Below are 13,285 nucleotides of genomic sequence, written 5' to 3' on the forward strand. Positions count from 1 at the left end.
TCTTATTGGGCTTCAAAGTAGGATGGTCACTAATACTGAGGCGTCCTCAAGCCCCTTCAGGGCATGCTCTTCTTCGCCGCTTAAATAAAGCATCTCCCCGGATTCGATGATCCTTGGCCCACGCGATGTCGTGAACTCGACGCATCCCTCCAAACATTGCACCGTGATCTCGCCCGCGACCTTGTGCGACGGTATGACTTTACCCGCGGGCAACACGAGCCGTATCACTTCCAAGCGTTCAGTTTTAATGAGAGTTTTGGTGCTGGAACTAGGTATCGCGCCAGTCAAAGGGCGAACGTCAATCACCTCTCCAGGTGCAGCGTGAGCAAGAGCCATCGTGATTTCCTTGGATGAGAGCTAGAAAAGGGTCTCAGCTAACGATGGCAGTATATCAGATACTCGCAAGGCGAGTGGACAAGCCACGTCAATCTGGGATTACACTCAGCTGGCGACTTTCGATAGCGCCGGACGTGACGAGCCGTTTTGCACCGACGTTCCTTTGCGGAACACGAAGCCCCGGTCGACTTCGATAAACCCGAGACTTTGATAGAAGGCGAGTGCTTGTTCGTTGGTCGACATGCACTGGGCCTCGATCGTGGCGACGCCGCGACGGCGTAAGAGGCGAAATGCTTCGCCCAAGAGAAATGAGGCACAGCCTTGCCGCCGCCACTCGGGCAGCACTTCCAACTCGAATAGCCCCGCGGTACAGATGCCCCAACAGGCCGACAGAGGTTGCACGTCCCAGAACGACGCCGTGGCGATGGGCGTTCCGCTGTTCTTGTCGAGCAACTGGAAGCGGTCGCGTTGCTGTGAACCCCACACGCAAGCTTCCCACCAATTGCAACTCAACGGATCGACTGTTTCTTCAAATCGCGTGACGCGACCGATCTGCCGCACTTTGCGCGAAATGGGCGGCCGAAAACGCACGAGATCGTTTTGCAAAATACAAACTTGCCCAGCTTCGCTATAACCGCGGCGCGAGCATGATTCGCGGAGCAGTTTGTTCGCTTGCAGGACACCAGGGATCTCGCTGCCGCCGTACAGTCCCAAATAAAATGAGTTAAGCGGCTTGATTCCACCGGCGTAAATCACCGTGGCCCCCGACGAACGCAAATACTCTTCGCTCGCGGCCAGCAGCATATCCACCAGCGCGTTGTCTTCGAAGCCGGCACGCAACATAAGCATGTGCGTCGTGCCCATTGTTTTATCGAGCTTCGTGCCGTCGTCGTTGGGACCGAAACCAGCGTGGGCAAAACCGACGACCTGTCCATCGAGTTCGGCAACGATCAAACCATTGCGATCGAAGTGCGCCTTCGAGAACACCGCGAATTCCAACATCGGTGCCGACACTGGCTGTAGAATCCCCCGCTGCGGCGGTTGGCTGCGCCAAATTTCCGCTAAGTGCGGTGGATCCGTGTTACGAAACGAGCGAAGGTGATACACGTTGCGAACGACATCCAAGGTGGGACTGGGGGGATGTATTAGGAGGGAGCTCTCTGAAGTTCCAAATTTCAGCAGCTTTCCAGATTATGGCACGGTTGGCATCCGTAGCAAGTGGAAGTGCAAATTCTGGCCCTACAATTATGCTTTTGCGAAATTGTCACCTGTCAGGCAGCATGTTGTTTTCGCAAAAGCCGACGATTTTGGCGGTCATCGGGTGATCCACGCCACCGCCGATGAACCCACCAATACTGATCCGGGGCATCGCGGACCAGCTTTTCGAGGTTTTTCGTATACCATTCGGTGAGCAAAGGAATCGTTCCCAAGGCAAAGTCCTTCTCTGCCGGGTCCACGATTCCAGTGATATCCATCTTGATGCAGAGTGGCCCGCCCCTTCGCACCGCCGCCGATACCAAAGTGCGTGCCTTACTTCCTAAAGAGAACACGGCTACCGCTTTATGAGTCGAAGCCGGTCGGCCAAAGAACTCGACCCAACATCCGGCGGTGCTGGCGAATTGATCCCCTAACAGCACCAGGGTCCCACCCTGATCCAACACCTCGGCGATCTGCGGCCCGCTGCCATGTTTGGGCAACATGTACTGCCCCTTCGAACCGCGAAACTCATTCACAAAGCGATCCAAATAGGGATTATCGAGCGGCCGGGCAATCGTGTGGGTGGGAAAGCCATGCAGAGCCAGCAAATAGCCGCCGAGTTCAAAATTGCCAAGGTGGCCGGAAATAATCACGCTTGGCCGATCGTCGATCAATGCTGCAATCGCCGCGCGCATGTTTGTGAAGCTAGAATGCTGCCGCCAGTTGCTGCGATGCAGCTTGCGCGGTGCATGGGCGATCTCGGCGATCATCAAAAACAGATGCTGCCACATGGCGAGCGCAATTTGTTCGCGTTCACCTTGAGACTTTTCCGGAAATGCGATCAGCAAGTTTTCTTCGACGACCTGCCTACGAAAACGGAGTACGTTCCAACAAACCCAACCAAGTTGATCGCAAATCGGCGCAAGCATCTTGAGCGGCATGGCCTGCAAGCCACAGATCAAAATCCGCACGATGAGATAGACAACGTAATCAAAGACCGGCTTCATGCGCCCCGCAGCTCCTTCCTTGGAGCGAACATTGTCGCCGAAAACACGGATTCGCGGAAATACCGATTCCCCGCTAGCTTGTCACGCAAATACTGCTAGCCGGAGAGCAACGCCTTTCCGGGAACACCCGTGATTTTGCAGAAGCCCGCGCTCTCCGCGCCTCTGCGTGAGACCTCTTACCCCGCCAGCTTCACCGACTTGCCCGTCTTCGCCGATTTGTAGATCGCCAGAATAATCTCAACCGACTTTCGTGCTTCAGCGCCATCAATCGCCGGCGTCGTGTCATTCTTGATCGCTTTCACAAAGTCTTGAAACTGCTTGGCGTGGCCGTGGTGGCCAATCGCGGCGGGATCGGCGGCACCGCCCCCCGAGCTTTTTTTGTTTTTCATCGCATCGAGAATCGCGTCATCGCCCCGCGCCTTGTCGGCGAATTCCCAACTCTTGATGTCCTCTTCTTCTAACACGGCCGAGCCGCGCGTGCCGTGCAGTTCGATCCGCTTGAGATAGCCTGGATAAACGCCCGTCGACGCTTCGATCACGCCGAGCGCGCCGTTGGCAAACGTCAGCGTGGCCGTGGCGACGTCTTCGACTTCGATCCGCTTGTGCGCGAGCGTGGCTGTGAATGCCTGCACTTTGGCCACCGGTCCCATCAACCACATCAATAGATCGACCGTGTGAATCGCTTGATTCATCAGCGCGCCGCCGCCGTCGAGTTTCCAAGTCCCTCGCCAGGCGCCGCTGTCGTAATACTCCTGCGACCGCCACCACTTCACATAAGCATCTCCCAACGTCAGTGTGCCAAACCGGCCCGTGTCGACGGCTTGCTTCAGCTTGAGCGACGAATCGTGAAACCGCGATTGAAACACGGTCGACAGTTTTACGCCATATTTTTCACACGCATTGATGATTTGATCGCAACGCTTGAGCGTCACTTCCAGTGGCTTTTCAATGATGACGTGCTTGCCCGTCTTCGCCGCGGCGACGGCCGGTTCCATGTGCGCACCGCTTGCAGTGGTGATGGCCACGGCGTCGACCTTTTCGTCGGCCAGCATCGCCTCGAGCGAATGATAAGCTTGGCAGCCAAACTCTTCGGCAAACTTGTCGGCCTTCTCCGGCGTGCGATTGAAGCAGGCCACCAGCTTCGCCCCCCGCACGTCGCCGATCGCCCGTGCGTGAAACTTGCTAATCATCCCCGTGCCAATAATCCCAAACCCCACCGACATGATACCTCCCACGATTCACCACAAAGGCTCAAAGAGCACGAAGAAAAGTAGTTCTTAATTTGACGACACTTGCCCAAAGAGCATATTCAATTTGGCGATGTTTCGACATACTTGGAACTTCATAAATTGATGTCCTTGGTGCCCTTTGTGTCTTCGTGGTTAACTTCCGTGCCCAACGAACCCCAACTTCACGTCGTCCTCTACCAGCCCGAGATTCACTACAACACCGGTAACATCGGCCGGACCTGTGTGGCCGTCGGCGCGAAACTGTGGCTCGTCAAACCGCTGGGCTTCAACATCGACGATGCCTCGGTGCGGCGGGCCGGGCTCGATTACTGGGAACTCCTGAATCTGGAAGTCGTCGAGAATTGGGCTGAGTTGGTGGCACGGCTGCCCGCCGAGAATCATTGGTACTTCACCAAAAGGGCGACCATCAATTACGGCGACGCGCAGTTCCTGCCAGGGGCCGCGCTGGTTTTCGGCAGCGAATCGGCGGGTCTTCCCGGCGAAATTCTCACCCGCCCCGAGCGTTGCTTACGAATCCCGATGCGTCCGGAAGTGCGCTGCCTCAATCTGTCGAACGCAGCTGCCCTGGGCTGCTACGAGGCTTGGCGGCAGTGGGGCGGCCTGTCGGAAGGTGTTTAACCGACCACCGAGTCTCCGCCTTGAGTAGATTCTGCCCAAATCCACAGAAAAACGGCGAATTTTTTCGCGTCTGCGCGGATTGTTCGCTTCGGAACACCCCCATTTTATGCAAGAATAATACTCTGCCGAAACAAGAATCAGCGGCGGTGCGCCGTGGCGGTTGGCGCAATTGTCACAGGAGAATTGACGACTGGCGGCCTACAAGTCACGATAATGCCTGCTCTTTGAGGTGGAATCTGCAATGACTGTTGTCAGTGGCTTTGAAAAAATTGTTCGTGTAAATGAACCGCTCGCCGAGCGGACTTGGCTCAAGATCGGTGGACACGCCGAATTCTTCGCCGAGCCCAAGACCGTCGACGAACTGCGGGCCCTCGTGCGCCGTTGTCGCGACGAAGAAGTTCCGATCCGCATTCTCGGTGGTGGTTCGAATATCTTGATCCGCGATGATGGTGTTCCCGGCATGGTGCTGAGCCTCGCCGGTGGCGATTTCGCGGAAATCCAAATTCGCGGCAACCGCCTCACGGCCGGTGGCGGAGCAAAGCTCGCTCATGCGATTAGTGAATCGGTCCGTGCTGGCCTCGCTGGCCTGGAGCCACTCGTTGGCATTCCCGGCTCGGTAGGTGGTGCACTCCACGGCAACTCGGGTAGCCGCGCAGGCGACATTGGCCAATGGGCCTGCCGCGCGACCGTGATGACCCGTGCTGGCGAAATCCTCCAACGCGACCGTGAAGACCTCGTCTTCGCCTACCGCCAAAGCAGCCTCGACGAGCTGGTGATCCTCAACGCCGAATTCTTGCTAGAAGAAGACGACCCCGAGCAACTCACCAAGCGGATGCAGAAGCAGTGGATCGTCAAGAAAGCCGGCCAACCGCTTTCGCATCAGAATTGTGCCACGGTCTTCAAGAACCCACGCGGCATGAGCGCGGGGATGTTGATCGATCAGGCCGGGCTCAAGGGAACCCGCGTCGGCGGGGCCGAAGTCAGCCAACGCCATGCGAATTTCATCGTCGCCACCGAAGGTGCCACGAGCCAGGACGTGCTGCGGCTTATCGACATGATTCGCAGCCGCGTGGCCGAGCGTCTCGGCGTGGAATTAGAAACCGAACTCGAGATTTGGTAAGGAAACGTAGTGGTGGCTTCCAGCCGCCATTGAGCGAGTTAACCAACGGCTAGAAGCCGACGTTACAAAATTAAGAAATGTCGCGACTCAACGCAGGAGGTGTTCGAGTGGCTACGATCAAACGCAAGAAATCCGCCGAAGTCAAGAATCCTCAGCCGGCAGCGCCGACGAAGGCTCCCAGCAAGAAGCTTTCTTTTGCAGTGCCACGTATGCGCGTGTTGCTCTCTCTCGTGGTTGTTGCGATGCTCGGTTGGGGCATGCAGACCGTTTGGCAGCACGTCGCCCCGCTTGTGATTCATCGCCAACCGTATCTGCTTTCCGCCGAGCGAATTACGATGACCCCACAGCCCGAATGGATCAGCTCAGATATTCGCGCCGAAGTCATCCGCAACGCGGGCCTGGATCAGCAACTCTCCGTGCTCGACGATGCCTTTATGAATGTCGTGCAAGACGGTTTCGTTCTGCACCCCTGGATTCGTTCGGTCGAAAAAATTACCAAGCAGCTTCCCGCGGGCGTACACGTTGATGTCACGTTTCGTAAGCCCGTGGCGGTCGTGGAAATGGCTAGCGAAGAAGGGATGTTGCTCGTACCTCTCGACGAACAAGCCGTTGTGTTGCCGATTGGGGATGTCCCCGAAATTCGCAAGCGCTACATGCCACGGATTCAAAACATCGTCGATCGTCCCCCGGTGGGGCAAAAATGGGACAGCCCCCGCGTACAAGGTGCGGTCGATCTCGCCGTGAAACTCTCGGACGTATGGGAATCGCTGCATTTGGTCGATATCCTCCCCTCCACCCGGCCGGAGATTCTCGACGAGCATCGCTTTTTCGTCTACGACCTCATGACCCGCGGCGGGACTCGGGTTGTGTGGGGAGCGGCCCCTGGGCAATCGCCGCCAGGTGAGGCCGACTTCGCATCTAAGCTCGACCGCCTGCGCAGCTGCGTCAATCAACACGGCCCGCTCGACACAGTGCAAAGCCCCGCGATTGTCGATGTGCGTAATCAGCTTACCGTCACGCCCAGGACCGTGAAAAAGACCGATGGCCCGGCTCGCACGGTGAAGAAGGAAGACCCTGTCGACGAAGATACTTCGGTGGTGAAATAGCAGTGTTCAGATTTGTGTGTGACGTTTAACAGAGAAACGTCAATTTAATGGAGGACCTTTTCTGCTTTTCAAATTTCGATCTTCTCTTAGCTCATGCGCATGGGAACTCCCTACTTGATCGGAGCCATTCTGCTGTTCGGTTTTACCGAGGCTTCGTTTGCGCAGCTTCCCAACCTACCTGAATTGAATCCAGGTTCTTATGAAGATCCACAAGCGGCTCTATCCGTCGAAAAATGGGATGAAGTCGACAAGTCGGTTGAAAAAGCATTGGCATGGTTAGCCAGCCAGCAGCAACCCGACGGCTCGTTTGCGACGCTCCCGACCGGACAACCTGGGGTGACCAGTCTCGTGGTGATGGCATTTATGGCACAAGGGGAAGTTCCCGACGAGGGCATCTATGGCAAGCAACTCGCCCGTGCCATCGACTTTGTGACGAGATGCCAAAAGGATAATGGCTTGTTGTCACTTGTGGGGCCGCTGGGCCTGATCGATCCCGGCTCGAATTATGAATGGACGGGGATACCAGCGTCTTACAACCACGCAATTTCTTCGCTCATGCTCAGCGAATCCTACGGCATGCATGGCTCTCGCAATAGTGCGAAGCGCCGTCAGATTCTTGAGTTGGCTCTGAAGCTGACACTCTCGATCCAGGATTCTCCGAAACGCGAAATCGATAAAGGTGGCTGGCGATACGTCTGCCACTGGGACGAAGCTGAGTCAGACCTTTCCATCACGGGTTGGTATCTCATGTCGCTTCGATCCGCGCGCAATGCAGGATTTGATATTGCCGATGAACCCATCGACGAGGCGATGGCCTATGTGCTCAAGTGTTATGACAAACAGGCACAAACTTTCAGTTACACACTGGAGCCTCCGGGCCGACCATATAGCCGCGCGATGTCAGGGGCAGGCATTCTAGCATTGGCCCATGGCGGCCGTCATGAAAGCGTGGAGGCCCGCTCCGCGGGGGACTGGTTATTGCGGTACCGCTTCCGAACTTATAACGACGTCATGGGAGAAAAAGACAGTTACCACTACGGCACGTTCTATTCATGTCAGGCGATGTATCAGCTCGGCGGCCAATACTGGAAAGTCTACTACCCAACCGCTGTTGCACAACTTCTTGCTGGCCAGGAAGCAAACGGTTCTTGGAGCGTCGATTCCAATTACAACGAGGCGAACTATGGACAGTGTTACACCACGGCCTTAAGCGTTTTAGCCTTATCCGTTTCCAACGAGCTATTGCCCATCTTCCAGCGGTAAGTTTTTCTTTGGAACTTAGACCAAGCTTCGACTGACCAAAATGTGGTCATTTCTGAGCAAATGCCCAGCTCCCACCCGCGGCAAAGCGCAGGTGACAAAACCGTTATAATACGGCCACGAAACCGACCAATCGGCCAAATTCCTTGTCCAATCGGGAGCGCCCATCTATTCTGGAAACTGCGGCACTCGACGCATCTCCCAGAGAGCGGTTTGGCAATTCACTGCTCTCTTTTCCGACCGGAACAGGGCAACTTGATGATTCAGTATTTATTCTCCGTGGTGAAGAAGCGCTCATCCATGCGCCCTGTCCCCAGCAGTTGCACGTTGCGCATCGAAATGCTGGAACCACGCTATGCCTTTTCGGGCGAGTCTCCACTGACGCTTGAAAATTGGCAATCGGTCGTTTTCGACAACGGCGTTCAAGGCACACTGCCTTTTCAATTCACGCGAAATTCCGAATCGGTTGATCCCCAAGGGGAGCAAGTTGATACCGGCGTTCCTCGCTACGGTGACGAAACACTGCTCAGCGAGATCAATACATGGACACAAGTCTATTCCGACGTTGGCCAATCAGAAATTCTGGGCTCGGGCTGGGATCACGACGGTGCGACACCGCTGGCAATATTATATGATCGCAATGCTCAGCGCATGCAATTCTTACGTGGCGAAGAATTTACCGTTGTCAATACGCTGCAACTCAACACCGTAAACGGTGATCTGATGCAAGGCACCGTCGAAAGTTATCGCTACAATGCCCAACATGCGATTATCCACGAAGGGCTTGTCGTGATTATGTGCCAACGCGAACGACGCGTTGGCAACAGTTGGGCAGCCGAAGGGGTTTCGTTTGTTTACACCCAAGATTGGGGACAAACTTTTGCCCGCGTTGAACAAGTAGGAGGTGGCTTTGATGTGCCTGCGATTGCTGGTAACGTTACCGACACCATGCAACGAGCACGGAGCTGGTCTTTTGCAAATGCGTTCCCCGAACAATCACCCGACGACTTGCTCGGCGCTTGGTTTCCCTGGGCTGATTATCTGCAAAAATCGGGGGACCCCAAGGGGGGGCAAATTGGTTTGTTCCGTGCCCGCCGATCCGCCGTGGGAGAACCTTGGGTCGTAGAAGCAAATAAGTTGGTCTACGAAACGTGGGAAACGGCCGACGCCGGAGGTCTCCATGCCCACACCGCCGGAATGTTCGCCGATGGAATGGCCTCGTTCTGGGGCGATGTCTCGTATCGAAACCGGGTCGTGCGTCACGTTGCCGCCGACCTTGAGAACTACACGACCACCACTTGGACTCACGAACTCAATTTTCAAGGAGGATGGAGTCCAAACGACGCCAAGGAGCATCTGATCGGCACGCAGGCCGTGGCCGCTGCTCCGGGAGGGCAGTTGGGCGATATTATTGTCGCCGGTGACGAACAGGCAGAAGTCATCATGAAGGTCGAGGCGCCTGATCAAATTGGTGAAAAGGCTATTGTTTCCAACCTCCGGGGATCATTTCCGGGGGTTGGCTCTGGCAGCGGCTATGCGGGTCGCCTTTCGATTTGGTTGCAACACATACGTGGTGTTGGCTACATTTCCAAGGAATATAGCTCTCAAGTCAGCAATATAGATGCGCTCTACTTTTCCATTGATGGTGAGAATTGGGGAACTCTCTTAAATCTCGGAGCTTCGGAACCGTATATCTATGGCAACCGAGTGATCGTGTTGCACCAAGGTTCTCTGCACGCCTTGGAACTGCCACGCAAAAGTGAAACAAATACCCAGGCCCCACTGTTGATTAATCCCGGTGGCTTCAACCTAGCAACGTCCGAATGGACGCAGGTCACCGCTCCAGCTTCCGGTAATACTATTCGACGTGTTCTTTATGAAGATGGCCAATACATTTACGCCGACAATCTGCAACCCTTAGACGTACAACCGCAAGGGGCGCCTCCGGTCGATGAGAACATGCCGCTTTATGAAGTCCGCAGTGACGGGACAAGTCGCAATCTGGGCGCTTGGGACGTTACGGGAGCAACCAGCTTAGGAAGTCAACTCCACTGGCTCTCATCATGGCATTACTCACTCGATGGCAATGGAATTGCCCCGCAAATACGCATCGGCAATGCGATCGGATCTGAGAGAGAATCAGTTTGGTACGCCAATAATCAATGGGTTCCGTCGCTCGATTATGTCATTCCTAGCCCTACTAGTACCTCCTCGTCTGAGCAACTGTTGCGCCTTTATAACGGTACTGATACTGCGCCACGCCGTTGGCTCATGGCGATGGGGGGGCTAACACAATCAACGGACCCAACGTATCCTATGCCACCCGACTCAAGTGGGGGGCATGAACTGGCACAGGTCAATTTGCCCGCCACGACTACGACCTCATGGTCGACAGCTCTAACATTTGGCCTCTCAGAATTGAGTTCTTTTTCAAGTTACTTCGATGCCAACGGCAACGGCACGGTTCATACCATCGCTACGATTTTTAATAGTCTGTCCGAGCGCATTGACGTGACATTCACAAGAACATCCGCTGCCGCCGGCGTGCTATCCATCGATGTCTACAGCAGCGGTCTGTTGCTCGACAAGATGTCGTTCAAATCCATTTATTGGGATCGAGAAGATCAAATTCGCCTTGTGATTTCTAATTCTCCCGAAGAGTTGGGTGTCACGATGCTCGTCACTCGCAATGGCTATGGATACGATAGCAAGTCGTTATCAGGATCGACCACCGATCTGATTCCTACGGCAATTCTTCTCAGCAATGCCAACAAGACTCAAGTCACGCCACTCGAATGGTATGCAATCCAGTTCAGCCCGACCCAATCCTTAACCACCGAGGAGCGTGAAGTATTCGTTGGCAGTTCGTACATGTTTCAAGCACTCGACATTCCACCTCAGCCCGTCGCGCCTGATTTCGATAGCGATGGTGACATCGATGGCCGTGATTTTCTTATCTGGCAGCAGGGAGCCTGGCTAACATCTGGAGCCTCACTTGAAGATGGCGATTCCAATGCCGATGGCCGAGTCGACGGACTCGATCTCGCAACCTGGCAAGCTGGTTATGGATTAGGAATCAATGTTGGTCCACCCGATGGCGATTTCAACGATGATGGTGTGATCGACGATCTTGACCTGCAAGCCTGGCAAGCAGGCTACGGCATCCTGTGGACTTACGGCGTTCACGCGCAGGGTGATGCCGATTTCGATGGCGACGTCGATGGCCGCGATTTTCTCATTTGGCAGCGTCAGCATTCTGGACCGGATGCTGAAGAAATCACGGCCCCTTCATCAGCAATCGTTGCTATTGAAGAATCGGAAGATGCTGATGAAACTGGTATCGCTGTCGTCGAATCCGTTCCGAGCATTCAGCAAGAAACGTCTTCACAACAAGCGTTATCTACCACCCTAATCACGACAACCAGCGAGCCAGTCGAAAATCAGATGTCGACTGCCAATTTCTGGCTGGCTCCACTACCGGTGGTGAATTGGATCGACCGCAGCGAGTATCAAGCCACAGCATTGATCGCCGATAATCTCGTGCTGCAGGAAACAGCTTTCAACCAACAAAGCCTCCAGCCCGCTGATCTGGCGTGGGAGACCGCGCCCAGCATAATTCTGCGGGAAAATGAAAACAGCGATCTGGCAGAAGAAGTTATCTGGTCCGACGCCGCGGATTCCGCGCTCAATGATTGGCAAACGCTCTAGCGCTCTGCCGAATCCATGGATGCCGATTCGCCGTTTGTCGACGGATCTTGCGCAAGTTTGATTGTGAGCTCCTCGGCCCGGCGGACTTGCTCCGCGAGCTCTTCCCGCACGACGGCCATTTCTTTCGGCGCTTGGATACCAATCCTCACGCCGCCACTGCCAACTTTGATGACGGTGACGCAAATTTGCTCACCGATCAAAATTCGTTCACCAACTTTTCGCGAGACGACCAGCACGAGGTGAACTCCTTTTCACAACCCGCTTCGGGTTTCGAGGGCCTGGGTTTGCAAAACGCATCCATTACCTGAAAATAGCTGAGGACCGACAATCCAACGGCTTGTGATCGCCTCATTAAACGTAACGCTAATGCTGGCGGTGCTAGAACGCAAGCAGTTGGTCGAGCCGCGTTCAGCATTTTCCTCGAAGAATTCCCATGCTAGCAAGCCAAGTTGGTGGTTTGCGTAATTTAGGTTATTCCTTTGTCGCTTGAAGCAGAACTCATCGACTGGCTTGAAAAAAATTTGCCCTCGGGCGAACGGCTGAAAATTGCGCTCGGCGATGACGCCGCAGTCATCGCTGCGCAAAACGCCGACACCGTGGTCACCACCGACATGCTCACCGACGGCGTGGATTTTTTGATCGACGAAGTCGACCCCCAACTCATCGGTCGCAAGGCGCTTGGCGTTAATCTCAGCGATCTGGCCGCCATGGCCGCGAAACCGGTTGCCGCGTTTGTGTCGCTGGTGTTGCCCAAGCAAGGCACGGCGAAACTCACGGCCTTGGAACTCGCGATCGAACTCTATCGCGGCATGATCCCGTTCGCGCAAACCCACGGCATCATCATCGCCGGCGGCGACACCAACACTTGGGACGGCCCACTCGCGATTAGCGTCACCGCCATCGGCGAAACAACCGCGCGCGGTCCGCTCACCCGTAGCGGCGCGAAAGTTGGCGATCAGATTCTTGTCACCGGTTCGCTCGGCGGCAGCATATTAGGAGGTCACCTTACCGTGGAACCCCGCATAACCGAAGCATTGCTGCTCAATGAACGCTACACGCTGCACGCAGGAATGGATATCTCCGATGGCCTCGCCATCGACGCCGCGCGACTCGCCAAAGCGAGCAACCTCGGTATTGTGATTGATCCGCAATTAATCCCCATCTCCTCAGCCGCTCGCCGGCTTAGCGAACAAGATCACCGCCCCCCCCTTGAACACGCCCTTGGCGATGGCGAAGATTTTGAATTGCTCCTAGCCGTGCCGACCGACGCCGCCCGCGAAATTTTGAGCGATCAACCCCTTTCCATTTCCATCACGCGGATCGGTGAGGCAATCGCCGACGCCGGTTTGTGGCAAGTCGATTCCCACGGCCACCGCCAACCGCTCGCCCCCCAGGGTTTCCAACACCACGCAGACAACGACTGAACATGATGAGTTTTCATTTTCTCGCTACGAACGAAGCCGATACCGACCGCCTCGGAGAAATGCTCGCCGAGGTCCTGAGCTCCGCGACAACCGTCGCGCTGGTCGGCACGCTCGGCGCGGGCAAAACGCGGCTCGTGCAAGCCGTCGCCGCAGCGCTCGGCAACCCACGTGAGGCCATTACAAGCCCCACGTTCGTACTCGTGAACGAATATCTCGGCGGACGGATGCCAGTATTTCATTTCGACACCTACCGACTCCG

General features: G+C 55.5%; 12 protein-coding genes. 7 read left to right on the top strand and 5 right to left on the bottom strand.

Annotated features, from left to right (window positions below):
• Positions 1-12: 12 nt before the first annotated feature.
• The 4 genes from AC6T8Q_RS16695 to AC6T8Q_RS16710 form a co-directional block, all read right to left on the bottom strand.
• On the bottom strand, positions 13-336 hold the full coding sequence (locus AC6T8Q_RS16695; protein WP_500680171.1) for a cupin domain-containing protein: 324 nt from the start codon (positions 334-336) through the stop codon (positions 13-15).
• Positions 337-441: 105 nt separating this feature from the next.
• Positions 442-1,350, bottom strand: a complete 909-nt coding sequence (locus AC6T8Q_RS16700) for a GNAT family N-acetyltransferase (RefSeq protein ID WP_500680172.1) — start codon at positions 1,348-1,350, stop codon at positions 442-444.
• Between the two features lie 257 nt (positions 1,351-1,607).
• Positions 1,608-2,540, bottom strand: coding sequence for a lysophospholipid acyltransferase family protein (locus AC6T8Q_RS16705; protein WP_500680173.1), 933 nt, complete (start codon positions 2,538-2,540; stop codon positions 1,608-1,610).
• A 176-nt stretch (positions 2,541-2,716) separates the two neighbouring features.
• Positions 2,717-3,763, bottom strand: a complete 1,047-nt coding sequence (locus AC6T8Q_RS16710) for a Gfo/Idh/MocA family protein (protein ID WP_500680174.1) — start codon at positions 3,761-3,763, stop codon at positions 2,717-2,719.
• A gap of 168 nt (positions 3,764-3,931) precedes the next feature.
• Here AC6T8Q_RS16710 and AC6T8Q_RS16715 point away from each other — a divergent pair, with 168 nt between their 5' ends.
• The 5 genes from AC6T8Q_RS16715 to AC6T8Q_RS16735 all read left to right on the top strand — a co-directional run bounded on the left by AC6T8Q_RS16715 (position 3,932) and on the right by AC6T8Q_RS16735 (position 11,602).
• Positions 3,932-4,408, top strand: coding sequence for a tRNA (cytidine(34)-2'-O)-methyltransferase (locus AC6T8Q_RS16715; protein WP_496918920.1), 477 nt, complete (start codon positions 3,932-3,934; stop codon positions 4,406-4,408).
• A 241-nt stretch (positions 4,409-4,649) separates the two neighbouring features.
• The gene (murB, locus tag AC6T8Q_RS16720; protein WP_496918921.1) at positions 4,650-5,528 is read left to right on the top strand and encodes a UDP-N-acetylmuramate dehydrogenase; all 879 of its coding nucleotides are present in this window, start codon (positions 4,650-4,652) and stop codon (positions 5,526-5,528) included.
• A gap of 107 nt (positions 5,529-5,635) precedes the next feature.
• Positions 5,636-6,634, top strand: coding sequence for a cell division protein FtsQ/DivIB (locus tag AC6T8Q_RS16725; protein ID WP_500680175.1), 999 nt, complete (start codon positions 5,636-5,638; stop codon positions 6,632-6,634).
• Positions 6,635-6,733: 99 nt separating this feature from the next.
• Positions 6,734-7,897: a prenyltransferase/squalene oxidase repeat-containing protein gene (locus AC6T8Q_RS16730; protein ID WP_500680176.1), complete on the top strand. Its 1,164-nt coding sequence runs from the start codon at positions 6,734-6,736 to the stop codon at positions 7,895-7,897.
• A 297-nt stretch (positions 7,898-8,194) separates the two neighbouring features.
• The gene (locus tag AC6T8Q_RS16735; RefSeq protein ID WP_500680177.1) at positions 8,195-11,602 is read left to right on the top strand and encodes a hypothetical protein; all 3,408 of its coding nucleotides are present in this window, start codon (positions 8,195-8,197) and stop codon (positions 11,600-11,602) included.
• On the opposite strand, the gene AC6T8Q_RS16740 is transcribed toward AC6T8Q_RS16735, so the two are convergent.
• Positions 11,599-11,838 (bottom strand): carbon storage regulator, encoded by a 240-nt coding sequence (locus tag AC6T8Q_RS16740; protein ID WP_496918924.1) that lies wholly within the window; start codon positions 11,836-11,838, stop codon positions 11,599-11,601. The two genes, AC6T8Q_RS16735 and AC6T8Q_RS16740, sit on opposite strands and share 4 nt — an antisense overlap.
• Positions 11,839-12,081: 243 nt before the next feature.
• Here AC6T8Q_RS16740 and AC6T8Q_RS16745 point away from each other — a divergent pair, with 243 nt between their 5' ends.
• Together AC6T8Q_RS16745 and tsaE are read left to right on the top strand one after the other, a co-directional pair.
• Positions 12,082-13,026, top strand: a complete 945-nt coding sequence (locus AC6T8Q_RS16745; RefSeq protein WP_500680178.1) for a thiamine-phosphate kinase — start codon at positions 12,082-12,084, stop codon at positions 13,024-13,026.
• A 5-nt stretch (positions 13,027-13,031) separates the two neighbouring features.
• The coding region (tsaE, locus tag AC6T8Q_RS16750) for a tRNA (adenosine(37)-N6)-threonylcarbamoyltransferase complex ATPase subunit type 1 TsaE (RefSeq protein ID WP_500680179.1) at positions 13,032-13,285 on the top strand (254 nt) is incomplete at its 3' end.

The organism is Bythopirellula sp. (genome assembly GCF_041737835.1).
Lineage (GTDB): Bacteria > Planctomycetota > Planctomycetia > Pirellulales > Lacipirellulaceae > Bythopirellula.